Here is a 24,490-nt window from a genome sequence, read left to right on the forward strand (position 1 = left end):
GTCTCGCATTTCATCCCGATTAACAGCTTCACAAGTATAACATCAGTTCATTAGGATGTCAAGCAGTGAATCGTAAACCTCCTGTGCCTTTACTTTCCAGTTGTTACACAGTGTCTCTGCTATCTCTTTAGAACCTACATGGAAGCTTACATCAATGGTAGGTACTTCATTTTCTGTGATACGAAGCTGTACCACATATCCTCCTCTATCAGCCTTAAAATATGTGGCTTTATAGGAATTCTCCTCCTTCATGGAGATTGAATTAGCCTTTAAATATTTGTTGATATCCTTGGAAAGAGCTGGAGTAATCTTTTCTTTGAAAAGCTCCAATGTTTTGTTGCCCTCATCCGTAATAGAATATGTTGTATTGTTGTGATTTGTAACTGATTTGATAAGCCCTGCATCCTCATCATCACTAATTGCCTGCTGGGCAGTAAAATAATCCGTCAGATCTCCCTCAAGAAAGAAATCTGTAATTTGGCTATTGCTAAGCGGGAAACCACTTCGATGAAGTAATTCTAGTATTGTAATCTTGTATATCATGGTTGGTTCTGCCATGGTATCCCTCCTGTATAACTAAATAAATCTAAAACTAAACCAAAGCTTTAATAGCATTTGCTACAGCTACTGGTACACGAGGATCAAAAGCCTCTGGCAAAATGAAATCATCGCAAAGCTGCTCATCATCCACAAGGGACGCAATTGTTTCAGCAGCAGCAAGCTTCATCTCTTCTGTAATAGCTGTGGCACGAGCCTCTAAAGCGCCTCTGAAAATGCCCGGAAAGGCAACAACATTGTTTACCTGATTTGGGAAATCGGAACGTCCTGTACCTACGACTCTCGCACCTGCTGACTTTGCCTCATCCGGCATGATTTCTGGTGTTGGATTTGCCATAGCAAAAAGAATAGAATCCTTAGCCATAGATGCAACCATTTCCTTAGAAACAATGCCTGGTGCAGAAACACCAACAAAGATGTCTGCCCCTACGAGAGCATCTGCAAGTGTACCAGTCTTATGAGAAAGGTTTGTAACCTTTGTCATTTCTTTTTGCATCCAGTTAAGATCTGGATAATCAGGACCAATGATGCCCTGACGGTCACACATTGTAACATCTTTGAAGCCATATGTAAGGAGAAGCTTTGTAATTGCAACACCTGCTGAACCAGCACCATTGACTACAACCTTGCATGCTTCTTTGTCCTTCTTTACTACCTTTAATGAGTTGATGATGCCTGCTAAAACAACAATAGCTGTTCCATGCTGATCATCGTGGAAAACAGGAATATCTAACTCCTGCTTTAAGCGCTCCTCAATTTCAAAACATCTTGGAGCTGATATATCCTCAAGATTGATTCCTCCGAAGGTAGGAGCAATAGCCTTTACAGCTGCTACTATTTCATCTGGATCCTGAGTACTAAGTACTATAGGGAATGCATTAACACCACCAAACTCTTTAAACAATACACATTTGCCTTCCATAACTGGAAGTCCGGCAAGTGGTCCGATGTTTCCAAGTCCTAAAACTGCTGAACCGTCTGAAACTACTGCCACTGTGTTGGCCTTGAGAGTGTAATTGTAAGCCTCCTCGCTATCCTCTGCTATGATTCGGCAAGGTGCTGCTACACCTGGTGTGTAAGCAATGGATAAGTCCTCTCTGTTTCTGACAGGTGCCTTCGAGGTAGTCTCGATTTTACCGTTCCACTGCTTGTGTAAAAATACCGCTGTTTCGTCTACTGATGCCATATTGCTCTCCCTTCTAATCCTTACTAGTTGAAGAACTGCCATTATAATTGCCTCCGGCAATGGGGCAGTTCTGGGTATTAAGAAATCTTCCCTAAAGGGCCCCTTCTTAATACATTAAATTACACGCTTTCTAATAACCATATCAATGTAATCATCATTGCACTTAGTATGTGCGAACATATTTAATATAGTCTCAATAGCGTCCTCTTTGCGGGCACTATTGATAGCTCTACGCATAATTTCCATAGCATCTAATTCCTTACGTGAAAGAAGAAGATCCTCTCTACGTGTACCTGATGCTGTAATATCTATAGCTGGGAATATTCTCTTCTCTGAAAGCTTTCTATCGAGAATGAGCTCCATGTTACCAGTTCCCTTAAATTCCTCGTATACAACATCATCCATCTTTGAACCAGTCTCAACAAGGGCTGTGGCAAGAATTGTAAGGCTGCCACCCTCTCTCATGTTTCTGGCTGCACCAAAGAACTTCTTTGGCATGTGAAGTGCTGCTGGATCAAGACCACCTGAAAGTGTACGTCCTGATGGCTGAACTGTAAGGTTGTAAGCACGTGCAAGTCTTGTGATAGAGTCGAGAAGAATCATAACATCCTGTCCGTGCTCCACAAGTCTTTTGGCTCTCTCGATAACCATCTCAGAAACACGTCTATGATGTTCTGGGCTTTCATCGAATGTTGAATATATAACCTCTACATTCTTGCTGTTTCTCATAGTGTCCTTCATATCTGTAACTTCCTCAGGACGCTCATCAATAAGCAAGATGATAAGATGCATATCAGGGTGTGAATAATTAACTGATGTAGCAACCTCTTTTAAAAGTGTTGTCTTACCTGCCTTAGGCTGAGCAACAATCATACCACGCTGGCCCTTTCCGATAGGACTAACAAGGTCAACGATACGCATTGCAACTGAGCTCTTCTGACGTTCAAGACGAATTCTCTCGTTAGGGAAAATTGGTGTAAGATCCTCAAAGTTAGGTCTTCTGCAGGCTGCTGCCGGATCATATCCGTTAATTGTATCGATAATCATTAGCGCTGCGAACTTATCTGTAGGATTGTTAAAGCGCTTCTTTCCAATTATGATATCACCAGTCTTAAGATTGAATTTCTTAATCTGTGACTGTGAAACATAAACGTCATCTGTACCTGGCATATAGTTATCGCAACGGATAAATCCGAATCCATCACTCATAACCTCTAAAATACCACTGGCAGAAAGTAGTCCGTCTGTAGGAATATCCTGAGGAACGTTTTCATTTCGCTCAACCTTCTCAGTCTTTTCTACTCTTTCTGGACGTTCTGGTCTTTCTGGACGTTCTGGTCTCTTAGTTCTCTCAGGTCTAGGCATTCTTTCGTTCTCTGCCTTAACAGGATCTGATTTTGTCTCTGTCTCCTTTGCTGGAGTTTCTTTGGCTGTAGCTTCCTTAACTGCTTCTTTCGCATCGATTTCGTCCTGCGCAAGCATAGCTTCTACTAAATCGGCTTTTTTCATAGAGGAAACACCTTTTATTCCCCTTGCTTTCGCCAAGTCACGTAGTACCGCAACAGCCAAACTCTCATATTTTTCTCTCATTTAACTCTCCTTAAATTTATATTTAAACAAATTATTTACGTCATGGAATTAAAAGTCGAATCGACTAATGAATTATACCTTGATGATAACTGAATTATATACTCTGATTAAGGCAAAAACAAGGACTTCAAGAATTTTTTGCGAAAAAATTCTTGAAGTCCAATAATGTTTTACTCTTGTAAAGACTCCATAATAGGTGGGATGAGCTGCTTCTTTCTAGAAACAACACCCTCTAAAATGTAGCTGTCATCAGAAACTGGTAATCTAAATGCATCAGCAATAATCTTATCAGCATCATCACCAACAAAGAGAAGCTCTGTTGACTGATTAAGAATATCTGTAAGCATGCAGAATACTGCATCTAAGTCTGAAGAATCCTTTAATGTGCCCATGTAGCTCTTGATTCCATCCTTGATAGAATTGAGCTGGCCCTTAGAAATTGAGCTAACCTGTGCAACACCAAAGTTGATATCTCCGCTGTTGAAAATCTTGTAATCTGTGTGGAAGATCTGATCTGGAGTCTTATCCTTGAAATCACTTCCAGCTTCAAACATTGATGTAGCAAGCTCAACAACATCAACACCTGCGATATCAGCAAGCATTCTAGCCTTTGCCTCATCTACAGGAGTACATGTAGGTGAACGGAACATAAGTGTATCTGAAATGATAGCTGAGCAAAGCACACCTGCGATATGCTTTGGAATCTCAACACCCTTTTCCTCATACATCATAGAAACAATTGTTGCTGTAGAACCTACAGGCTGGTTTCTAAAGTAGATAGGTGAAACTGTCTCTAAAGAACCAAGTCTATGGTGATCGATAATCTCAAGCACTTCTGCCTGATCAAGACCATCTACAGCCTGTGACTTTTCGTTGTGGTCCACAAGGATAACCTGCTTCTTCTGCATATTTAAGAGAAGTCGACGTGAAACCATTCCAACGTAATGTCTGTTCTCATCCAAGATTGGGAAATCGCGGTGACGAACTGACTTCATGATTTCTCTAACATCATCTACATAATCATCTAATTCAAAGCTAACAATATCGTCCTTCTGCATGAACTGACGAATTGGCATTGACTGGTGAATAAGACGCGCAACAGTGAAAGTATCGTACTCTGTTGTGATAAGTACACACTGGTGCTCCTCTGCGAGTCTGATAATCTCAGGCTCAACATGGCTTGCGCCGCAAACAACAAGACAGCTACATCCAGCTTCAATACAAATAGCCTGGCGAGCTGTGATGTTACCAACGATAGCTAAATCATCTACGTTGATATCATCCATAAGGTCCTCGCGGTTGCTTGATGCAATTACAACCTGTCCCTTAACGAAATAAGCGTGTGGATTACCTGTGACAAGGTTTCCATTTAATGTGCCAATGATATTGCTGTACTGTGTTCTGGCACGTGAAAGGATGCTATTGTCGTAAATATCCATATATGAATATGCGATATCTCCGTTTACGATAACTCCTTCAAGCTTTCCTGTCTTTCCTACTACAGGAAGAGTGGCTACATCTCTCTCAAGCATAAGTTCCCAAGCTTTCTTAAGTGAAATGTGACCATCAACTGGCTCAAGACGACGATATTCAATATCTGTCAACTGAGCTCCAACGTCCATAACTGTCTCTGGCTCCTGGATGTTGAATCTTTCCAAAACGTAACGGGTCTCCTCGTTGAGTTGTCCCGCCTTTTTAGCTTCGTAAATAGTGCCATTATTTGATGTGGCATTTTTCAGATATGCATACGCTACAGCTGCGCAAACACTATCTGAATCAGGGTTTTTGTGTCCGATAATGTAAACCGTATTCGGCATAGTACCTCCGTTAAAATAAAACTAACTTATAAAATTCCAAATGAAAGTAATAAACCCGCAATACCAACCCCAAGATTTGCAGCAAGAAGAACTAATGCTGCAACAATAAGCTTCTTTAATGAGCTATAATGCTCTACAGCCTTTAATGACTGCTCTTCGCTCTTATCATGCTCCTTTAGGAGATCCTGAATCAAGCGATATAAATGAACTGACTCAGAATGAGTTTTCTCTGAAAGCTCGCTCTGAATACTGTCAAGACCATCTGAAACATTTCTCAGAGTATCCTGAAGATTTCTGTTATGTGTTTCATAGGACTCTTGATTATCTGATACTTGTCCCTTAATGTCAAGCTCTAATTGATCCATGTTGTTCTTAACAACCTGCATCATTCTGTCAACCTGAGTCTCAACATCAGCAACCAAGCTGTCTGCTTCCTCTTGTTTTTTATTAAGTTCATTCTGAAGCTGAAGGTTAATAGCTTCTTTTTCCTGAACAAGAGCTTCAAGCTCAGCAGCCTTCTGTTCCTTTGCTAAAATGAGCTGCTGAAGCTGTGTAGCCTTCTCGCGAAAAGCATCAATCTGCGATAGTAATAAATCCTCACCATTATCGATTTCGATGGATGTTACGTTAACAGATGGCTGTGAATCCTCTGTAGAATTAACGTCATCAAGCTCGATTTCTTGAACATTTACGTTTTCCATAGCATCTCTCCTTATTAATTATTAATTTAGAAAGTGAACTTGTCTGCAAAGTAAGCATCTAAGTCTGCAATAGCGATACGCTCCTGCTCCATAGAATCACGGTGACGAATTGTAACCATGTTATCTTCTTCAGAGTCAAAGTCATATGTAATGCAGAATGGTGTTCCGATTTCATCCATACGACGATATCTCTTACCGATTGTTCCTCTGTCATCAAATTCACAATTATATTTTTTAGAAAGCTCTGTAAATACCTTCTCAGCACCTTCATTGAGCTTCTTAGAAAGTGGAAGTACACCAATCTTAACTGGTGCAAGTGCTGGGTGGAAACGAAGAACTGTACGAACATCACTCTTTCCATCCTTACCAACCTCTTCTTCATCATATGCAGCACAAAGGAATGCAAGTACTACACGGTCTGCACCAAGAGATGGCTCGATAACGTATGGTAAGTACTTCTCATTTGTCTCATCATCAAAATATGTAAGATCCTGACCAGATACATTCTGATGCTGTGTGAGGTCGTAATCTGTACGGCTGGCAATACCCCAAAGCTCGCCCCATCCGAATGGGAATAAGAACTCAATATCAGTAGTACCTGTAGAGTAGAATGAAAGCTCCTCTGGATCGTGGTCACGAAGACGCATCTCATCTTCCTTCATACCAAGTGAAAGTAACCAGTCACGGCAGAAGCTTCTCCAGTACTGGAACCATTCATCCTGTGAGCCTGGCTTACAGAAGAACTCAAGCTCCATCTGCTCGAACTCACGAGTACGGAATGTGAAGTTACCAGGTGTAATCTCGTTACGGAATGACTTACCAATCTGGCCGATACCAAATGGAACCTTCTTACGAGATGTACGCTGTACATTCTTGAAGTTTACGAAAATACCCTGAGCTGTCTCTGGGCGAAGATATACTGTATTCTTAGCATCCTCTGTAACACCCTGGAATGTCTTGAACATAAGGTTGAACTCACGAATATCTGTGAAGTTGTGCTTTCCACATGTAGGACATGGAACGTTGTTGCTCTCGATGAATTCCTTCATCTCTTCCTTTGTCCAGCCATCAACAGAACCCTTAAGCTCGATGTTGTTCTCAGCTGCAAAATCCTCGATAATCTTGTCAGCTCTGAAACGCTCGTGGCACTCCTTACAATCCATAAGTGGATCTGAGAATGAACCAAGGTGACCTGATGCAATCCATGTCTGTGGATTCATAAGGATGGCGCAATCAACACCAACGTTGTATGGATTCTCCTGAACGAACTTCTGCCACCAAGCTTTTTTAACATTGTTTTTAAGCTCGACACCAAGATTTCCATAATCCCATGTATTAGCAAGTCCGCCGTAAATCTCTGAACCTGCATATACAAAGCCTCTTGCCTTAGCAAGAGCAATGATTTTGTCCATTGTCTTTTCCATAATTATTATTTCCTCTCTATATAAATAAAAATTTATTTCTATTATTTTTCTGGCTGGTAAACAATATAAACCAAATCTGTAGCATCATTATTTCCATCAGCCTGCTTTATGCTAACAGTATTTGCATCAACTACATCTGTGGATTTTTCTGAAACATAATAAATCTGTCCTGGCACTTTAACTGTTACATTTTCGCTAACTACCACTACATTCATGCCTGCAAATTCTTCATCAGGCGTTACTGCGCGAGCTGTACCCTTTGTATCGTTTTCAGTGGTACAAAACAGTACTGAAAAATCGTAGCCAGCATTAACAGCACCCTCGTAGGAACCATTATAAGTGCTATAAGAACTGAATGCTGCATAACTTTCAGCATCTTTATAGGTAGTTTTAATGTAAACCTGCCCTTTTCTATATGTAAGTCTCTTTAATGAAATGGATTTTTCTCCATTTGTTTCATTAAACTCTTTAATCAAATTCTGTGTATATTTCTTAAATTCTGACTTAGAGTATGTCTGGGTATCGAAATCGGTGACTTCCTCAAAAACAACCTGTCCATCCTTTGAAAAGGTGATGGTGGATGTATCGGCTGTTCCTCCTGAAGATAAAATTGCACCACCCAGCTTTACAACTAAAGTAACCAAAAGTGCAAGTAAAGCTACACATACCACACCCAAAATGATGCGGTTTCTCATTACTTCTTTTTGTCTTTTTTTTCGTCTGGCTGCTTGAAGTTCTTTGGCAGCAACACCCTGTCTTGTTGGACTGGCAGCATTCCTGGTACGCATACCGCCTTTTCCCCCAGCAGGTCTTCTTTGTGTCATAAAAATTCCTCGCTTTTATATTTGTGCGCTCTATAGTTTAATCTATAAGCGGACAAAATTCTAGTCAATTCTTCTTCCGTTTCGTTATTCAGTACAAAAGTATACAACTTTTCTATCTTAGATGAAACTATGAATTGCATGGCATACAGTGTAGATCCTGATATATCAGTGCCTGATTCCAGATTGCCACACTCTCTACATAGCATCCCGTGACGCTTAAGAGAAAAGGTTGTTAAATTTTCCTTTTTTCCACAGCTGCAACACTGAAATACGTTGGGATATTCGCCATCTATAACCCAGGTTCTTAAATCATAAATGTTCTTTAATAACCTGAGTGAAAACTTTCCTGATTCTAATGCCTTAAGACTTTGATATAAGAGAGCAAGCCGATGTCTCTCGTCAATACCCTCTACTGATAAAAAGTCTGCGACCTCAAGAAAATATGAGCCAAGACAAACCTTCTCGTAATCCAAAACCAAATCCCTGAAATAGTTGGAAATATTCGCTTTTGAAATATGATAAGAATTCCGACCTTCATATGCCTCAAAAGTACCGAAACAAAATGGTGAGCAAGCAGCAACCAGAGGGTTGTTTGGCCTTCTCGCACCCTTAGCAAAGGCTGTTACCCTGCCTGATTCCTTGGTAAGAATCACCAGTCTCTTATCAAATTCTCCCACATCAGAACTGGAAAGCACTAATCCAGTAAGGGTAACAAGTCCCATTGATTACAAGTCCTCTTTTTTGTATCCAAAATTCTTCAGCTCATAGTCGCTGTCACGCCAATCCTTTTTAACCTTAACAAAAAGCTTAAGATTAACCTTGGCATCTAATAATTTTTCTATTTCGTATCGGGAATTGGTACCAATCTTCTTAATCATGGCACCACCCTTTCCTATTATAATTCCCTTGTGAGAAGTCTTCTCGCAGATAATTGTTGCTTCGATATCCCACATAGCCTTCTTGCCAGGACGTTCTTTCATGGTATCAATGGCAATTGCGATACCATGTGGAACCTCATCATTAAGAGCATGAAGTGATTTCTCTCTGATAATCTCTGCTGTGATTTCTCTAAGAGTCTGATTTGTAACAGTCTCTTCGTCATAGAAGGCAGGACCTTCTGGAAGATGTTTAAATATAGTAGAAAGAAGATCGTCACATCCCTCTCCGTGAAGAGCAGAAACTGGAACTACCTCGATAAAATTGCATAAATCCTTGAACGCCTGGATTGTTTCTCCAACCTTTGCACCATCAGCCATGTCGATTTTGTTGATAACTAAGATAACTGGCGCATCAACTGTGGAAAGAAGCTCTGCAATCTTCTTATCTCCAGCTCCAACCTTTGTATCTGGCTCAATCAGCCAAAGAATAAGATCCACATCATTGATTGTACTCTTTGCTGCAGACATCATGTACTCACCAAGCTTGTTCTTAGCCTGATGCATACCTGGTGTGTCAAGAAATACAATCTGACCTACCTCTTCATCTGTGTAAACAGTCTGAATACGGTTTCTGGTTGTCTGTGGCTTGTTGCTGGTGATAGCAATCTTCTGACCTATGATATGGTTCATCAAAGTGCTCTTACCAACATTTGGACGACCTACAATTGTTACAAATCCCGATTTAAAATTACTCATACTCTTTCCTCTTAATACAAATTTTCAATAGAATCAAATAAATTACTATTTTGATTTATTACGTTCTCATTTCCTACGACGCATACGTGGTGCTGGGCTACGGCGGCATCGATTGGCGCTGCCAAAGCTCTGATATCTTCTACTGTAGCATCAAGAACTTCATTACGAACTTTCTGAAGATCCTCGTACTTCGTTCCCGACATATAACAGTTCAATCCTCTAAGTCCTCGCTGTGAAGGAGTGAGAGGTGTATCCATGCCGCTGACAGTTCCAATTATGTACTTGGTCATATCTCTGTCATCAGCATCGAAGTTTCTAAGGTAATCTCCTGTCTCCTCAAAGACCTTTAATGTCTCTGTAAGATTTGGATCACGATATGAAACAAATACCAAATCTCCCTGACGGCTGGAGTTCATGCTACATCCATATGCACCGCCCTGAACTCTGACCTTTATCCAAAAATAATCATAGCCAAGAATGGTATTTAATATCTTGAATGCTCCATTGTATTCATAGCCAGCTTTTCTAAAATCACCTGCCATTGCAACATATTGAATCTGAGAAGCATCCTTGAGCGCTTCTTTAACTTCATGCTCTTTGAACTGGAATCCGCCAAAATCATATCTTTCATCTGATAATAATGGCTTAATCTCAGCAACAAGTCTCTTGGCCTGACTGAGAACCTCAGTCTTTCCTGTAGAGGATACAATTAGTCTTGATTTAGAGAAAATATACTTAGTTAATAAATTTAATTTAGATATAACTTCATCTTTTCTACTATCAAAGTTCTCTTCTAAGTCAACAAGGAAGCGATAGAATGAAATTCCACTGCCTGCCTCTGAAATGGCAGCCTTCTTTGAGAATCCACATCTTGCTCTGGTAGCTGCAATCATGTTTCCACGAGAGCTGATATTTGATTCCATATGAGACTTTTCAGCTGTAATAAGTTCCTTTAAACGCTTCTCATCTGAGAAATCTGTATGAAGAAGCATCTCTAATGCTAAATCCTTTGCTGCATCAGCTTCATCATAAATAAACTTAGAACGAACTTCAAAAGTAACTTTACATTCGTCTGGCGAACCAAATACTTCATATATAGCAGTGTTTGTAGTGATTCCACCTGTGTGAAGATACATCTCATTAGTGAAATCTGTGTAGGTGAAATGCTCAGTGTCCAGCAAACCAATGAATCTCTCAAGCATAGATACATATGGAAGCCACTCAGCACTAACATCACTTATATCAAATACCATATTGAAGTAATGGATTCCATTGGTGCTAACCTTGTGATGAAGCAATGTGGTGCCATCCTCATCATGCACAGCTAAATCTATTGGACGAGCTTCTCTTCTAAGATCCAATCGAGAAAGCATTGGAATCTTTTCCAAGTCCTTCTTTGGAGAAGGTGTCTCCTGATATTCTTTAAGGTAAGCTGTGTGTTCAACTATCTGCTTTATCTCTTCACGAGAAAGCTTTGATTTTACCTCTGCTAAATGTTTCTTCAGTTCTTCATCATCGGCACCTGTAAGCCCCTGCTTAGGACGAAGTGTGACGATAGATTTGTGATTATTAGAAAGTAGGTAAACATCGGCAATATAATCAAAAAGCCCATTCTCAACTCTAGATTTAATTTTCTCCAATACTTCAACAGAATGGAGATGTAAGAAAGGCTGGTTCTTATCGTAAAGCCAGCTATCCAAAAGCTGAAGACCAATGATAAGACCCTTTGGAGCACTTCCAAAATCCAGCTCTCTTGCTCTAAACTGTTCTCCGTTAATTGAAGCAAATAGAGTCTTTTTATCGATACCCTTCTTTATTTCTTTCTCAAGAGTAGTATCGATAATTTCTACGAAACGATCCTTGTCTTCCTCATTAGCTCCTCTTGCTACAATACTAAAAAACATCTGTCGCTGAGAAGATTCAAATGAACACTCCACGTCCTCTGCGATATTGGCATCAATAAGAGCCTGGTAAAGTGGCGCACCCGGAGCAGAAACTAAAGCGTAATTTAATATATCAAATGCACGGTACATATTAGGGTCTAGAACATCGCCTATACATACATTGTATGAAAGGTAGGCGTTGTTTTCGATTTCCTGATCCTCTGCAATAGAATAATCAACAGTCTTCTCTACTGGCTTATCAAAAGGCTTCTGCATCTTAATCTCAGAATCTACCTCTAGATAATCATAGTAGCGGAGATATTTTGTATCTAAGTACTCTAAAAGGTCATCTATATCAACATTGCCGTAAATGTAAATATATGAATTGCTTGGGTGATAATACTTGCTATGGAAGGCAAGGAAATCCTCATAAGTAAGTGATGGAATTACCTTTGGATCGCCACCCGACTCAATAGCGTAAGTGGTATCTGGGAATAGTGAATTTAAAATCTGACGATTTAAAACATCATCTGGAGATGAGTATGCTCCCTTCATCTCATTGTATACAACACCATTGATGGTTAATTCGCTATTCTCATCCTCCATCTCATAGTGCCAGCCCTCCTGCTCAAATATCTCACGATACTTGTAGATATTTGGATGGAAAACCGCATCCATGTATACGTCAATAAGATTCATGTAATCATTGTCATTTGTACTGGCAATTGGGTATACAGTCTTATCAGGATATGTGATAGCATTAAGGAAAGTATTAAGACTTCCCTTTACCAACTCTACAAATGGGTCCTTAACAGGATATTTGTCTGAACCGCAAAGAACAGTGTGCTCTACAATATGCGCCACACCTGTGGAATCCTTTGGTGGTGTTCTAAATCCTACATAAAATACCTTGTTATCGTCATCATTTGAAATAAAACAAATTCTAGCCTTTGTCTTTTTGTGTTCAAATATAAAACCAAGGGAATCAAGTCCCTCAAGCTTTTCTTCCTTTAATAGTTCATATGCCTTGTTCAAAGCTACTTCTCCTTTATGTGAACGTCTAACTGATTAAAGCAGATTTCGACGCCTTCTTTATCAAATCTATTTTTAATTTCTTCTAAAACATCCCATTTTGTCTGCCAAAAGTATTCTGTCTCCACCCAAAATCTAAGTCCAATCTGAACTGAGCTGTCTGCCAGCTCCGCAACGAATACTTTTACTGGTTCATCAGTGATAAGGTGATCCTGCTTCTCAGCAATGGCCTTCATTATCTCCTTAGCCTTCTTAATATCTGAATCATAACTGATGCCGACTGTCTCATTAAACATACGACGAGTCATGGAAGTATTATTTGTGATAGATGATGACGAAAGCAAACCGTTTGGTACCTGGACTAAACGTCCATCAATCATCTTAAGAGTAGTGTAGATAATATTAATCTTCTCTACTGTACCTTCCTGACCTGTAGAATGCTCGATAATATAATCTCCCACTCTGAATGGGTGCATGAGAAGAATGAGAACTCCACCAGCAAAATTTGAAAGTGCCCCCTGCAAAGCAAGACCGATAGTAACACCAAGACCTGCCACTGCAGCGGAAATTGATGTAGTGGTAACACCAAACAATCCCAGTATGATAGTAATTAAAATAATATAGAAAATCCACTTAAGCACAGACTCCAAAAACGTCTCCACACCTGGATCCACGTCCTTAAGACTCATCGCTCGATGGAATACCTTTATAATTCCTTTGATTATTTGGGTACCTACAAAGAATACTACAATAGAAAGTACTACGCTCCAGCCAAAACTCCAGAATTTGGGAATCATTCCCTCTAGCTGTTGCTGTATAACACCTTTTTGAATGTCTTCTACTAATTCTTCCGCTGTAACTGTCTCTAATTCTGCTGCTAACACGTGCGATCCTCCCTCTCGTTACAATCCGTAATATTATAGCACAATCAAGCTAAAAAAACACCTAGTCACACTCTCAAGCCTCAGTATTGCCCGTCGCGAGATTGGCTCCTTGAGCAACACTGAGAGCTTGATAGCTACTAGGTGTTTCTTAATTATTCTATATACGGTGTATAAACAATCCACTTCTGAGCTTTGGCTCAAACCATGTGCTCTTTGGTGGCATGAGCAGCCCTGCATCAGCCACATCAAATAACTCCTGAATGCTGGTTGGATACATAGCAAATGCGATTTTGCAATCTGTGTTACAACGACGCTCCAGCTCTTCTAAGCCTCGAATCCCACCGACAAAATCTATTCTGTCATCAGTTTTTGGATCTGAAATTCCAAGTAGTGGCTCTAATACAAGATTTTGAAGAAGAGATACATCAAGTCCTTCAACAGGATCGTCTACTAGCAATTCTGGTTTCACCTGACATAAATACCAGGTTCCTTCCAAAAGCATACTCCACTGTCCCTTAGTCTGTGGGCGAATCGGCTTATCAGAGGTTTCCAAAACCTCTACCACCGAATCCAACTCCTCTAAAAGCTCCTCAGGTGCAAGTCCATTTAAATCCTTTACAACTCTGTTATAATCGTAAATTTTAAGTTCCTCATCTGGAAAGAGAACTGACAGGAAGAAATTAAAATCTTCCTTTCCTGTAAATCCTGGATTCTCATCTCTACGCTTTAATCCCACCTTAACTGCACTTGCAGCACGATGATGACCATCTGCAATATAAATGCTATCCATCTTATCAAAGGCTGTCGTAATAAGCGCCTTATCCATCATCTTATCGATAACCCAGCAGCGATGTCTGATTCCATCCTCTGCTGTAAAATCATATACTGGCTGACGGCTCTTGGTCTTGGCTACAACACCACTTATTGTATGATCCGCCTTATATGCCAAAAAGATTGGCCCTGTCTGAGCACTACAGGTATCCACATGTCTGATTCTGTCTTGCTCCTTTTCAGCTCTGGTATTCTCGTGCTTTTTGATGACAGATTTCTGATAGTCATCAATAGATGCACATGCCACGATTCCAGTCTGTGAGCGACCATCCATAGTAAGCTCATAAAGATAGAAGAACTCGCCATCATCCTGAATAAAGTGGCCTTCGTCTATCCACTGATTTAACATTTCTGCAGCCTTGTTATAAACAGCATCCGAGTACATATCTACATCCGGTGCAAATTGTGTCTCTGGTCTATCAATCGCAAGAAATGAACATGGCTGTTCCTTAACCTTCTCGTAGGCCTCCTGTCTGTTATAAACATCATAAGGAAGGGCTGCTATAACAGCAGCCTCCTCTTTGCTTGGACGTATGGCCTTAAATGGTACTATCAACGCCATTTTATTTAACCACCCTTACTTTTATTACTCCTTCTACCTTAGCAATTTCATCAACGACTGAGTCGCTAATCTTTGAGCCTAAATCAAGGAGTGTATATGCATAGTCTCCGCGGCTCTTGTTTGTCATATCATCTACGTTTACATTTTCATTACTAAGAATTGTAGTGAATGAAGCAATAAGACCTGCCTTGTTCTTGTGAAGAATAGCAACACGTGACTCAGCAGTACAAACACCCATATCACAATCTGGATAGTTTACAGAATGTGTAATATTACCATTCTCCATATAATCCATTACTTCCTTAACTGCCATGACTGCACAGTTATCCTCAGCCTCCTCAGTTGAAGCACCAAGATGTGGTGTACAGATAACCCCCTTCTTTCCTGCAACAGTTGGGTTTGCAAAATCTGTTACGTAATTGCGAACCTTTCCTGCCTCGATACCATCAAGTACAGCCTTCTCATCAACAAGAAGATCACGGGCAAAGTTAAGAATAACAACACCCTTCTTCATAATCTGAACTGCCTCTTTATTAATCATGCCCTTTGTAGCATCAAGAAGTGGAACATGAACTGTAATGAAATCGCACTCTCTATAGATGTCCTCAACGTTAGTAACGTGCTTTACATTTCTTGAAAGATTCCAAGCTGCATTTACGGAAATATATGGATCGTAGCCAAGCACTTCCATTCCAAGGCGATTAGCATCATTAGCTACCTTTACACCGATTGCTCCAAGTCCGATAACACCAAGCTTCTTTCCTGCAATCTCAGTACCTGCAAAAGCCTTCTTAGCCTTTTCAGCTGTCTTTCCAATGTTCTCGTCATCCTTGTTTTCAAGTACCCAGTTGATACCACCTACGATGTCACGGCTTGCAAGAAGCATTCCTGCAAAAACAAGCTCCTTAACACCATTTGCATTTGCACCTGGAGTGTTGAATACAACAATTCCTTCCTCAGCACATTTATCAAGTGGAATATTGTTTACACCGGCGCCGGCACGGGCAACGCATGAAAGCTTGTCACCAAGCTCGATGTCATGCATAGCTGCTGAACGTACAAGAACAGCATCTGCCTCACCGATTGTCTCTACCTTTTTATAATCTGTTGAGAAAAGCTCTAAGCCCTTGTCAGAAATTGGATTTAAGCAATTGAATGTATACATTACGCGTTCTCCTCCTCAAACTTCTTCATAAACTCAACTAACTTCTCAACACCCTCGATTGGCATTGCATTGTAGATAGAAGCTCTCATACCACCAACAGTTCTGTGTCCCTTAAGGTTTACAAAGCCAGCTTCTGTAGCTTCCTTTACAAACTTTGCATCAAGCTCCTCATTACCAGTAACAAAAGGAACATTCATAAGTGAACGGTCTTCCTTTCTTACAGTACCCTTGAATAGCTTTGAAGAATCAAGGTAATCATATAAAATCTTAGCCTTCTTTTCGTTAAGCTCCTTCATAGCTGAAAGTCCGCCATTCTTAAGGAGCCACTTGAACACCTTGCCACAGATGTAGATGTCGTAGCATGGAGGTGTGTTATAAAGGCTGTCGTTGTCTGCCTGTGTCTTGTACTTAAGCATTGTAGGTGTGCCTGGAAGAACATCATCACGGATAAGATCCTCACGGATGATTACAATAACCATACCTGCTGGTCCAACATTCTTCTGAACACCACCATAGATGATGCCATACTTTGTAACATCAACTGGCTCAGAAAGGAAGCATGAGCTAACGTCTGCTACCAAGTCCTTACCCTTTGTATTTGGTAGAGTTTTGAACTTTGTGCCATAGATTGTGTTGTTCTCACAAATATATACATAATCCATATCATCTGTGATAGGAAGGTCCGAACAATCTGGAATATAGCTGAAGGTCTCATCAGCTGAGGATGCAAGCTCTACAGCCTCGCCGTACATCTTTGCTTCCTGAAATGCCTTCTTAGCCCACTGACCTGTGATAATATATCCAGCCTTCTTATTCTTCATAAGGTTCATTGGAACTGCAGCAAACTGCTGGCTTGCTCCACCCTGAAGAAATAGAACCTTGTAGTTGTCTGGAATGTTCATAAGAGTTCTGATATCAGCTTCTGCTTCCTTGATAATCTGGTCAAAAACCTTAGAACGATGGCTCATCTCCATAACTGACATGCCACAGCCTCTATAATCAAGCATCTCCTCTGCTGCTTCCTTAAGAACCTCCTCTGGCAATACTGCTGGTCCTGCACTAAAATTGAAAACTCTACTCATTACACTAAATCTCCTTTCGTCGGCCTTCGGCCTCCTGATGTTCAAAATCTTCACTCCGTTCGATTTTAAACATCACTTTCCTTAAAAAACTCATTAATAGGTGCTCCCGGTGCTACCATTGGCCATACCTTCTCATCACTGTCGATGATACAGTCAATCAGCACTGGCTTATCGGATCGAAGTGCCTCCGATAATGCCCCCGAAAACTCCTCCTGAGTTGTTACTCGTACGCCTGTGCATCCCATAGCCTCTGCGAGCTTGACATAATCAACCCCATCGTCAAGTACAGTTGCTGAATAATGTTTGTTGTAGAACAAAGTCTGCCACTGTCTAACCATTCCAAGTACATGATTGTTTACAACAATTTCTATAATAGGCAACTTTTCTCTGCTTGCTGTTGCCAATTCGTTCATGTTCATTCTGAAGCAGCCATCACCTGCAATATTGATAACTGTCTTGTCAGGATTTCCTGTCTTAGCACCGATTGCTGCGCCAAGACCATATCCCATTGTTCCAAGACCACCTGATGTAAGAAGCTGATGTGGTTTCTTATATTTGTAGAACTGTGCTGCCCACATCTGATGCTGACCAACCTCTGTAGCAATAATCGCATCACCCTTTGTCTGGCGATAAGCCTCTGCCACAATATATGGACCAGATAAACCTTCCTTATGAATTGTAAGTGGATACTTCTCTGCAAGTTCCTTTGCATTCTTCATCCAAGAAGCATGCTCCTGTTGGTCAAGTATCTTATTTATTCTTGAAAGAGTCTCCTTAACATCTCCGATTATTGCATGGTCTGTCATGATATTTTTATTAATCTCAGCTGGATCTACATCAAACTGAAGAATCTTAGCCTTGCTAGCAAATTTCTCAGGATTTCCAAGTACTCTGTCTGAGAATCGTGTTCCGATGGCAATAAGCAAATCGCAATCAGAAACGCTAAGGTTCGAAGCCTTTGAACCATGCATACCAAGCATGCCCAGATATCTTTCATCTGTACCGTTGAATGCGCCCTTACCCATAAGTGTGTCACATACTGGAGCATCAACTAAATCTACAAACTTCTTTAAATCCTTTGATGCATTTGCAAGAACAGCGCCACCTCCTACAAAGATAACTGGCTTCTTTGACTTTTTGATAAGCTTAACAGCTTCTTTTAATGCATCCTCTGTGATATCCTTTTTAACCCTTCCCGCTGGAATAGGCTTCATAGGCATATACTCGTATTTATTTGTAAGAGCTGTAATATCCTTTGGAACATCGATAAGTACAGGGCCTGGACGTCCACTCTTTGCAATAAGGAATGCACGGCGGATTGTCTCTGCCAAATCACTGATATCCTTAACGATGAAATTGTGCTTTGTAATTGGCATGGTAATGCCTGCAATATCTATCTCCTGGAAAGAATCCTTACCAAGAAGAGGTAATGTAACATTGCATGTAAGTGCAACGATTGGAACTGAATCCATGTGAGCTGTTGCAATACCTGTTACAAGATTTGTTGCTCCAGGACCACTTGTTGCGAAGCACACACCAACCTTACCTGTTGCACGAGCATAACCATCTGCAGCATGTGCTGCCCCCTGCTCATGGCTTGTAAGCACGTGATGAATTTCATCGCTATGCTTATAAAGCTCATCATAAAGATTGAGGATTGCACCACCTGGATAACCAAATACGGTGTCAACTCCCTGCTCTTTTAAACATTCTATAATTATTTCTGAACCACTTAATAACATTATTAAACCTCCGGTGTCTGAAGAATTGCTCCGCGATTTCCTGAAGTAACCTGTGCAGCGTATCTTCTTAAATATCCTGTAGTAACACGAGGCTCGCGAGGCTGCCACTTAGCCTTACGTGCAGCAAGCTCTTCATCGCTAACCTTTAAAGTCATTGAATAGTTTGGAATATCAATTGCGATGATGTCGCCTTCCTCTACAAGTGCGATTGGTCCGCCTACAGCTGCCTCTGGCGAAACGTGTCCGATGGAAGCACCACGGCTTGCACCTGAGAAACGACCATCAGTAATAAGAGCAACTGATGAGCCAAGTCCCATACCTGCGATTGCAGAAGTAGGATTGAGCATCTCTCTCATACCAGGGCCACCCTTTGGTCCCTCGTAGCGAATAACTACAACATCACCTTCTACAATCTTTCCACCCTTGATTGCTGCGATTGCATCTTCTTCGCTGTCGAATACTCTTGCTGGGCCTTCGTGAACAAGCATCTCTGGAACGACTGCACTACGCTTGACAACTGAGCCATCTGGTGCAAGATTTCCCTTAAGGACTGCAAGTCCTCCAGTCTTTGTATATGGGTTGTCCACAGGTCTGATAACCTCTGGATTTCTATTTACTGCATTTTTAATATTCTCGCCAACAGTCTTGCCTGTAACTGTCATACAGTCTGTGTTGAGAAGTCCGATGTCTGCAAGCTCCTTCATGACAGCCCAAACACCGCCTGCCTCGTTAAGGTCTTCCATGTAAGTAGGACCTGCTGGTGCAAGATGGCAAAGGTTTGGAGTCTTTTCTGAAATAGGATTTGCAAACTCAATATCAAAGTCAAAGCCAATCTCATGAGCAATTGCTGGGAGATGAAGCATTGAATTTGTAGAACAGCCAAGTGCCATATCTACTGTAAGAGCGTTAAGTACAGCCTCCTTTGTCATAATCTGACGAGCTGTGATACCCTTGTTATACATGTCCATAACAGCCATACCAGCATGCTTTGCTAAGCGAATTCTCTCAGAATAAACTGCTGGGATTGTGCCATTTCCTCTAAGTCCCATGCCAAGAGCCTCTGTAAGGCAGTTCATAGAGTTTGCTGTGTACATACCTGAACAGCTTCCGCATGTAGGACAAACATTCTCAACGAAGTTCTCAACCTCTTCCTCTGACATATTGCCTGCTGCATGAGCACCAACTGCCTCAAACATAGAAGAAAGTGAGCGCTTCTGACCACCAACATGACCTGCAAGCATAGGACCACCTGAAACAAATACAGTTGGAAGGTCAAGACGAGCTGCTGCCATAAGAAGTCCTGGAACGTTTTTGTCACAGTTTGGCACCATAACAAGTGCGTCAAACTGATGAGCAAGTGCCATACATTCTGTAGAATCTGCAATCAAATCTCTTGTTACAAGGGAATATTTCATTCCGATGTGTCCCATTGCAATACCGTCACAAACAGCGATTGCCGGGAAAACTACTGGAACACCGCCTGCCTCGGCTACGCCAAGCTTTACAGCATCCACGATTTTATCAATATTCATATGTCCTGGTACTATCTCGTTGTACGAAGATACGATACCGACCATAGGCTTTTTCATTTCTTCCTGAGTAAATCCTAATGCATTAAATAAGGATCTTGCTGGTGCCTGCTGCATACCAGCTCTAGCATTGTCACTTCTCATTATTAAACTCCTCCAATTCTATAATCCGGTTGTCACGGTCTCAATCCTAAGATATTGCACCGCTCGACTAACACGTCTCGCTTTGCAACACTTAGAGATTGATACCTACAACCTCACTTAAAATCTATAAACGTTCTACGATTAAATCGCCCATCTCGACGGTGCCTACCTGCTTTACGGTGCTGCCGTCGCGGGGCATGATGTCGATGGTGCGGTAGCCGTCTTTTAGTACCAATTTTACGGCCTTTTCGATGGCATTGGCTTCAGCATCAAGATCAAAGCTGTAGCGAAGCATCATAGCTGCCGAAAGTATAGTAGCAATTGGATTTGCGATACCCTTTCCTGCAATGTCTGGTGCACTTCCGCCTGATGGCTCGTAAAGACCAAACTTTGTATCATTTAATGAAGCTGACGAAAGCATTCCGATGGAACCGGTAACCATAGAAGCTTCATCGCTCAAAATATCTCCGAACATGTTCTCAGTAAGGATTACATCAAACTGGCGAGGATTCTTCACAAGCTGCATTGCACAGTTATCAACCAGCATGTGCTCATACTCAACCTCTGGATAATCCTTGGCAACTTCTTCTACAATCTTTCTCCAAAGACGTGAAGAATCAAGAACGTTTGCCTTATCAACTGAAGTAACCTTCTTGCGGCGCTTCATAGCAATATCAAAACCTCGCTTTGCAATGCGTCGAATCTCACCTTCCGAATAAGTAAGACTGTCTCTTGCAACAAGCTGCCCGTCCTCCTCTACAGTGGAACGCTCTCCAAAGTAAAGACCTCCTGTAAGCTCACGCATAATCATCATATCGAAACCATCGCCGATGATGTCATCTCTAAGTGGGCAGGCCTCTTTTAATTCTTCATATAAATATGCTGGACGAAGATTTGCGAAAAGATTAAGACTTTTGCGAAGCTTTAATAGACCTGCTTCTGGACGCTTGTCTGCTGGTAGCTTGTACCATGGGCTGGTGGAAGTATTTCCTCCAATAGAACCCATAAGAACTGCATCACTAGAAAGGGCAGCCTTGATTGCATCATCTGTGAGAGGTTCACCACATGCATCAATCGAGCAACCACCCATAAGAATTTCAGTGTACTTAAATTCATGTCCATACTTTGCACCGATTGCATCGAGAACCTTTACCGCCTCAGTAACAATCTCTGGACCAATTCCGTCTCCTCTAATTACGCCTACATTGAAAGTCATGATAATATCCTTCCCTTATAAAAACCATTTTTAATAGTTTAATACAGTAAAGTGTGAAATTCAAGAACGAGAACCCCTTTTTTACATCTTTGACAAATTAGCCTAAATACTTCTAAAATATATCAGAAGTGTTAGTGAACTTTACCACACTAAAGTGCTAAATATAAAGGAAATAATATGAGTTCAAAAGACAAAGTACTAGAATTTCTTGAAAATAATAAAGATAGTTACACCTCAGGCGAGGCAATTGCCACTAGTCTTGGGCTTTCTCGCAATGCCATTTGGAAGTCTATCAATGAGCTTCGCAAGGCTGGATATGCTATAGACGCTGTTAGCAATAAAGGTTATAAGCTTGCTGATAACAACGATATTTTGTCTGCAGCTGGAATTATTTCTTATTTAGATGATTCACTTAAGGATTTTTATCAGAGTGGCGATGATTTGATTCGTATATACGATAACACTACATCTACAAACAGATTAGCAAAAGAGGCTGCCATTGCAGGTGCGGTGCACGGCACAGTTATCATAGCCAAAGAACAGTCCGCAGGTCGTGGCAGAAAGGACCACTCCTTCTATTCTCCTGATGGTGGTCTTTATATGAGCATCCTCTTAAAGCCTGAACATCTTTCTACTTTAGAACCTGATGCGATTACAACTTTGACAGGTAATGCTGTTTGTGATGCTATTGAGACCTTAGTAGGTGTACGTCCGAGAATCAAGCCAATCAATGATTTATTTATAGACGATAAGAAAATCTGCGGCATCCTCACAGAAGCTGGCACAGAATTTGAAACTGGCGATGTTCAATGGATTGTCGTAGGAATCGGCATCAATTTTGATTCAGATATTTCTGCCTTTCCTACAGACATCAAAAAAACTGCCACCAGCCTTTTTGCTCCTGGTAAGAATACCATCACAAAGAATCAGCTGGCAGCAGCGATAATGAACAAAATTGTCAACTATACTTAGTTGACAATTTTATAACCCTCTGGTCATATATCCTCATTACTAAATTTGACTTGTTTCTTTAAATCCCTTCCTATAGAATCCTCCATCTTCTGCACTTCCTTCTCAACATATCTATCAACAAAGCCTTCCTTAAAATACTCTTCGTCGGCTTCACTTTCTCGGTTGTCCTTATTCGTATTAAAATCTTCCTTTTCTTCCTGAAGACTTTCAGTCAATGTTTTTACTAGATTTTCCTCATCCTGAAGATCATGTTCTCTCTTCAAATGCTTGAACAATCTGCCATCATGCAATTCCTTGTCAGCTTTAAGCTGTTCTGTAAGTCGGTTATACTCTCGGTCTTTTGCTTTTCTTTCTTCAATATACTTGCTGAGGACATCTGCTCTTTCAAATTCGAATTCACCGACCCCATCGTAGTGACCTGATACATAGCTCTCAACTTCACTGTCAAACCATTGTTGGTCTTTATTTGAAACAGTCTGGCCATTAGCTATCTTGCCAAGAATTTCATCCATTCTGGATACATATTCCCTATAAGCTTCTGAATCCCTATTAAAACTAATCGCTTTAGACTTCTCAGTGCCTTCTTTCGAAAAAGAAACAGAGCATGCCTCCAGCTTTTTTTCTTCTCCAAGTACAGGCACACCATTATTTGAAACACCATCTTTTCTTGATGGTATCACAGTTTTATTTGTTAAATTGAGATTTGAAGCTTTTACATCCATTTTGAATCTCCATAAAACATCAATTTACCAGCTTCTTTTTTCAAGTCTCAAACGCTCATGCTCAATTTCATCCATCAACGCTTTTGCAGGAACAGTAGCTGTACTCTCGTCATACAGCAATTCTATAAGCTGATTTTGCTTTTCAATTAGGTTGTTTTTAATAAAACTGGTTGGTTCTAAGTTTTCCCTGAGTTGCTCTCTTCCAGCTTTAATGCTTGCATCCCACTCAGCTTTGTTCTTTTCATACTGTTGATTTAATTCGTCGATACGTTTTTCAGCCTCAATTCGAAACTTCTCTGTCTCCAATCGGATTTCTTCCATTCTGGCCTTAACCTTTTCTGTACGATAAATTACGTCAGGATATGCATCGGCAAATCGACGGTAAAAGATTGATCTATTACTAAGTAGCAAATGTACATCCTTGCTTATGGCCTCCGTATTATCAGCTTCACTGGATTCAACTCCAATTTTTACAAGCTTTAATACAAAATGAGAAACACTATAATCAGCTAGAATAATGGCAGAAAGACATCCAGCGATTATTTCTTTACTAAATAGACTTAGTTGTTCAAAGAAGCCATATAAAACCGGATTTACGATATGGATAATTGCAACTCCACCTAATCCAAAAAGAATCAGATTTCCAATCCACACTCGTCCATTTAGATTCATTGGCTTCTGGCTATAATCCCACCATCTGGCATGAAATCGCATTTCCATAAAGTAGCTGGCGAGATATTCAATCAAGCCACATACAATCAAAGATATTGCAAAGGTGGTTCCTATACCCTTCTCCACAGGGGTGAGCCCAGCTACTGTGAGTGTGATAAGCGCAGCTCCGGCACCATAAATTGGAAGCCATGGGCCAATGAGAAATCCTCGGTTTATAAATCGGCCAAACTGTCGATATTTCAAGGTTACCTCAATGCACCAGCCTACGAATGAAAATGTAAAGAATACCAATATCAAATTTATAAAGAATTCCATATGTT

At 40.8% G+C, this 24,490-nt stretch carries 20 protein-coding genes; 1 reads left to right on the plus strand and 19 read right to left on the minus strand.

The window, feature by feature from the left end; translation table 11 throughout:
- Window positions 1-42 precede the first annotated feature (42 nt).
- The 17 genes from BUA88_RS05080 to leuB all read right to left on the minus strand — a co-directional run bounded on the left by BUA88_RS05080 (window position 43) and on the right by leuB (window position 21,804).
- A complete protein-coding gene (locus BUA88_RS05080; protein WP_072913570.1) occupies window positions 43-558 on the minus strand; it encodes a DUF4364 family protein in 516 nt (171 codons plus the stop codon).
- A gap of 34 nt (window positions 559-592) precedes the next feature.
- Window positions 593-1,744, minus strand: a complete 1,152-nt coding sequence (locus tag BUA88_RS05085; protein WP_072913573.1) for an NAD(P)-dependent malic enzyme — start codon at window positions 1,742-1,744, stop codon at window positions 593-595.
- Window positions 1,745-1,858: 114 nt separating this feature from the next.
- Entirely contained in the window at window positions 1,859-3,334 is a 1,476-nt protein-coding gene (gene rho / locus BUA88_RS05090; RefSeq protein ID WP_072913576.1) for a transcription termination factor Rho, read from the minus strand.
- A 170-nt stretch (window positions 3,335-3,504) separates the two neighbouring features.
- A complete protein-coding gene (locus BUA88_RS05095) occupies window positions 3,505-5,151 on the minus strand; it encodes a putative manganese-dependent inorganic diphosphatase (RefSeq protein ID WP_072913579.1) in 1,647 nt (548 codons plus the stop codon).
- Between the two features lie 26 nt (window positions 5,152-5,177).
- Complete coding sequence (locus BUA88_RS05100; RefSeq protein WP_072913582.1) at window positions 5,178-5,852, minus strand: hypothetical protein; 675 nt, start codon at window positions 5,850-5,852, stop codon at window positions 5,178-5,180.
- A gap of 26 nt (window positions 5,853-5,878) precedes the next feature.
- Entirely contained in the window at window positions 5,879-7,276 is a 1,398-nt protein-coding gene (locus BUA88_RS05105; RefSeq protein ID WP_072913585.1) for a glycine--tRNA ligase, read from the minus strand.
- Between the two features lie 41 nt (window positions 7,277-7,317).
- A complete protein-coding gene (locus BUA88_RS05110) occupies window positions 7,318-8,100 on the minus strand; it encodes a hypothetical protein (RefSeq protein ID WP_072913588.1) in 783 nt (260 codons plus the stop codon).
- Window positions 8,097-8,822 carry a DNA repair protein RecO gene (recO, locus tag BUA88_RS05115; protein WP_072913591.1) on the minus strand — a complete coding sequence of 242 codons (726 nt, stop codon included), beginning with the start codon at window positions 8,820-8,822 and terminating at the stop codon, window positions 8,097-8,099. The genes BUA88_RS05110 and recO overlap by 4 nt, the downstream gene beginning before the upstream one ends.
- A 3-nt stretch (window positions 8,823-8,825) precedes the next feature.
- Entirely contained in the window at window positions 8,826-9,734 is a 909-nt protein-coding gene (era, locus tag BUA88_RS05120; RefSeq protein ID WP_072913594.1) for a GTPase Era, read from the minus strand.
- 11 nt (window positions 9,735-9,745) lie between these two features.
- Window positions 9,746-12,652, minus strand: coding sequence for an insulinase family protein (locus tag BUA88_RS05125; RefSeq protein WP_072913596.1), 2,907 nt, complete (start codon window positions 12,650-12,652; stop codon window positions 9,746-9,748).
- A gap of 2 nt (window positions 12,653-12,654) precedes the next feature.
- Window positions 12,655-13,533 (minus strand): mechanosensitive ion channel family protein, encoded by an 879-nt coding sequence (locus BUA88_RS05130; RefSeq protein WP_072913599.1) that lies wholly within the window; start codon window positions 13,531-13,533, stop codon window positions 12,655-12,657.
- A gap of 157 nt (window positions 13,534-13,690) precedes the next feature.
- Window positions 13,691-14,926: a DUF1015 domain-containing protein gene (locus BUA88_RS05135; RefSeq protein WP_072913601.1), complete on the minus strand. Its 1,236-nt coding sequence runs from the start codon at window positions 14,924-14,926 to the stop codon at window positions 13,691-13,693.
- A gap of 1 nt (window position 14,927) precedes the next feature.
- Window positions 14,928-16,091 (minus strand): phosphoglycerate dehydrogenase, encoded by a 1,164-nt coding sequence (locus BUA88_RS05140; RefSeq protein ID WP_072913604.1) that lies wholly within the window; start codon window positions 16,089-16,091, stop codon window positions 14,928-14,930.
- Window positions 16,091-17,173, minus strand: a complete 1,083-nt coding sequence (serC, locus tag BUA88_RS05145) for a 3-phosphoserine/phosphohydroxythreonine transaminase (protein WP_072913607.1) — start codon at window positions 17,171-17,173, stop codon at window positions 16,091-16,093. Before serC ends, BUA88_RS05140 begins: the two co-directional genes overlap by 1 nt.
- Before the next feature lie 65 nt (window positions 17,174-17,238).
- Window positions 17,239-18,915 carry a biosynthetic-type acetolactate synthase large subunit gene (gene ilvB / locus BUA88_RS05150; protein WP_072913610.1) on the minus strand — a complete coding sequence of 559 codons (1,677 nt, stop codon included), beginning with the start codon at window positions 18,913-18,915 and terminating at the stop codon, window positions 17,239-17,241.
- Between the two features lie 2 nt (window positions 18,916-18,917).
- A complete protein-coding gene (gene ilvD / locus BUA88_RS05155; protein WP_072913613.1) occupies window positions 18,918-20,588 on the minus strand; it encodes a dihydroxy-acid dehydratase in 1,671 nt (556 codons plus the stop codon).
- Between the two features lie 124 nt (window positions 20,589-20,712).
- Window positions 20,713-21,804 carry a 3-isopropylmalate dehydrogenase gene (gene leuB, locus BUA88_RS05160; protein ID WP_072913616.1) on the minus strand — a complete coding sequence of 364 codons (1,092 nt, stop codon included), beginning with the start codon at window positions 21,802-21,804 and terminating at the stop codon, window positions 20,713-20,715.
- A 177-nt stretch (window positions 21,805-21,981) separates the two neighbouring features.
- On the opposite strand from leuB, the gene BUA88_RS05165 reads away from it, so the two are divergent.
- Window positions 21,982-22,776 carry a biotin--[acetyl-CoA-carboxylase] ligase gene (locus BUA88_RS05165; RefSeq protein ID WP_072913620.1) on the plus strand — a complete coding sequence of 265 codons (795 nt, stop codon included), beginning with the start codon at window positions 21,982-21,984 and terminating at the stop codon, window positions 22,774-22,776.
- A 23-nt stretch (window positions 22,777-22,799) separates the two neighbouring features.
- On the opposite strand, the gene BUA88_RS05170 is transcribed toward BUA88_RS05165, so the two are convergent.
- Together BUA88_RS05170 and BUA88_RS05175 are read right to left on the minus strand one after the other, a co-directional pair.
- Window positions 22,800-23,498 carry a hypothetical protein gene (locus tag BUA88_RS05170; protein ID WP_072913623.1) on the minus strand — a complete coding sequence of 233 codons (699 nt, stop codon included), beginning with the start codon at window positions 23,496-23,498 and terminating at the stop codon, window positions 22,800-22,802.
- Between the two features lie 24 nt (window positions 23,499-23,522).
- Complete coding sequence (locus BUA88_RS05175) at window positions 23,523-24,485, minus strand: putative ABC transporter permease (RefSeq protein WP_072913626.1); 963 nt, start codon at window positions 24,483-24,485, stop codon at window positions 23,523-23,525.
- Between the last annotated feature and the right edge of the window lie 5 nt (window positions 24,486-24,490).

It is taken from the genome of Pseudobutyrivibrio xylanivorans DSM 14809 (assembly GCF_900141825.1).
Lineage (GTDB): Bacteria > Bacillota > Clostridia > Lachnospirales > Lachnospiraceae > Pseudobutyrivibrio > Pseudobutyrivibrio xylanivorans.

Bases quoted from the DNA above. Each gene is read 5' to 3' on its own strand.
- BUA88_RS05140 (WP_072913604.1), bottom strand. From the start codon at position 16,091: ATGTATACATTCAATTGCTTAAATCCAATTTCTGACAAGGGCTTAGAG.
- BUA88_RS05085 (WP_072913573.1), bottom strand. From the start codon at position 1,744: ATGGCATCAGTAGACGAAACAGCGGTATTTTTACACAAGCAGTGGAAC.
- ilvB (WP_072913610.1), bottom strand. From the start codon at position 18,915: ATGTTATTAAGTGGTTCAGAAATAATTATAGAATGTTTAAAAGAGCAG.
- BUA88_RS05080 (WP_072913570.1), bottom strand. From the start codon at position 558: ATGGCAGAACCAACCATGATATACAAGATTACAATACTAGAATTACTT.
- BUA88_RS05165 (WP_072913620.1), top strand. From the start codon at position 21,982: ATGAGTTCAAAAGACAAAGTACTAGAATTTCTTGAAAATAATAAAGAT.
- BUA88_RS05175 (WP_072913626.1), bottom strand. From the start codon at position 24,485: ATGGAATTCTTTATAAATTTGATATTGGTATTCTTTACATTTTCATTC.
- rho (WP_072913576.1), bottom strand. From the start codon at position 3,334: ATGAGAGAAAAATATGAGAGTTTGGCTGTTGCGGTACTACGTGACTTG.
- recO (WP_072913591.1), bottom strand. From the start codon at position 8,822: ATGGGACTTGTTACCCTTACTGGATTAGTGCTTTCCAGTTCTGATGTG.
- ilvD (WP_072913613.1), bottom strand. From the start codon at position 20,588: ATGAGAAGTGACAATGCTAGAGCTGGTATGCAGCAGGCACCAGCAAGA.
- BUA88_RS05135 (WP_072913601.1), bottom strand. From the start codon at position 14,926: ATGGCGTTGATAGTACCATTTAAGGCCATACGTCCAAGCAAAGAGGAG.
- BUA88_RS05095 (WP_072913579.1), bottom strand. From the start codon at position 5,151: ATGCCGAATACGGTTTACATTATCGGACACAAAAACCCTGATTCAGAT.
- BUA88_RS05105 (WP_072913585.1), bottom strand. From the start codon at position 7,276: ATGGAAAAGACAATGGACAAAATCATTGCTCTTGCTAAGGCAAGAGGC.
- serC (WP_072913607.1), bottom strand. From the start codon at position 17,173: ATGAGTAGAGTTTTCAATTTTAGTGCAGGACCAGCAGTATTGCCAGAG.
- BUA88_RS05110 (WP_072913588.1), bottom strand. From the start codon at position 8,100: ATGACACAAAGAAGACCTGCTGGGGGAAAAGGCGGTATGCGTACCAGG.
- BUA88_RS05100 (WP_072913582.1), bottom strand. From the start codon at position 5,852: ATGGAAAACGTAAATGTTCAAGAAATCGAGCTTGATGACGTTAATTCT.
- era (WP_072913594.1), bottom strand. From the start codon at position 9,734: ATGAGTAATTTTAAATCGGGATTTGTAACAATTGTAGGTCGTCCAAAT.
- leuB (WP_072913616.1), bottom strand. From the start codon at position 21,804: ATGACTTTCAATGTAGGCGTAATTAGAGGAGACGGAATTGGTCCAGAG.
- BUA88_RS05170 (WP_072913623.1), bottom strand. From the start codon at position 23,498: ATGGATGTAAAAGCTTCAAATCTCAATTTAACAAATAAAACTGTGATA.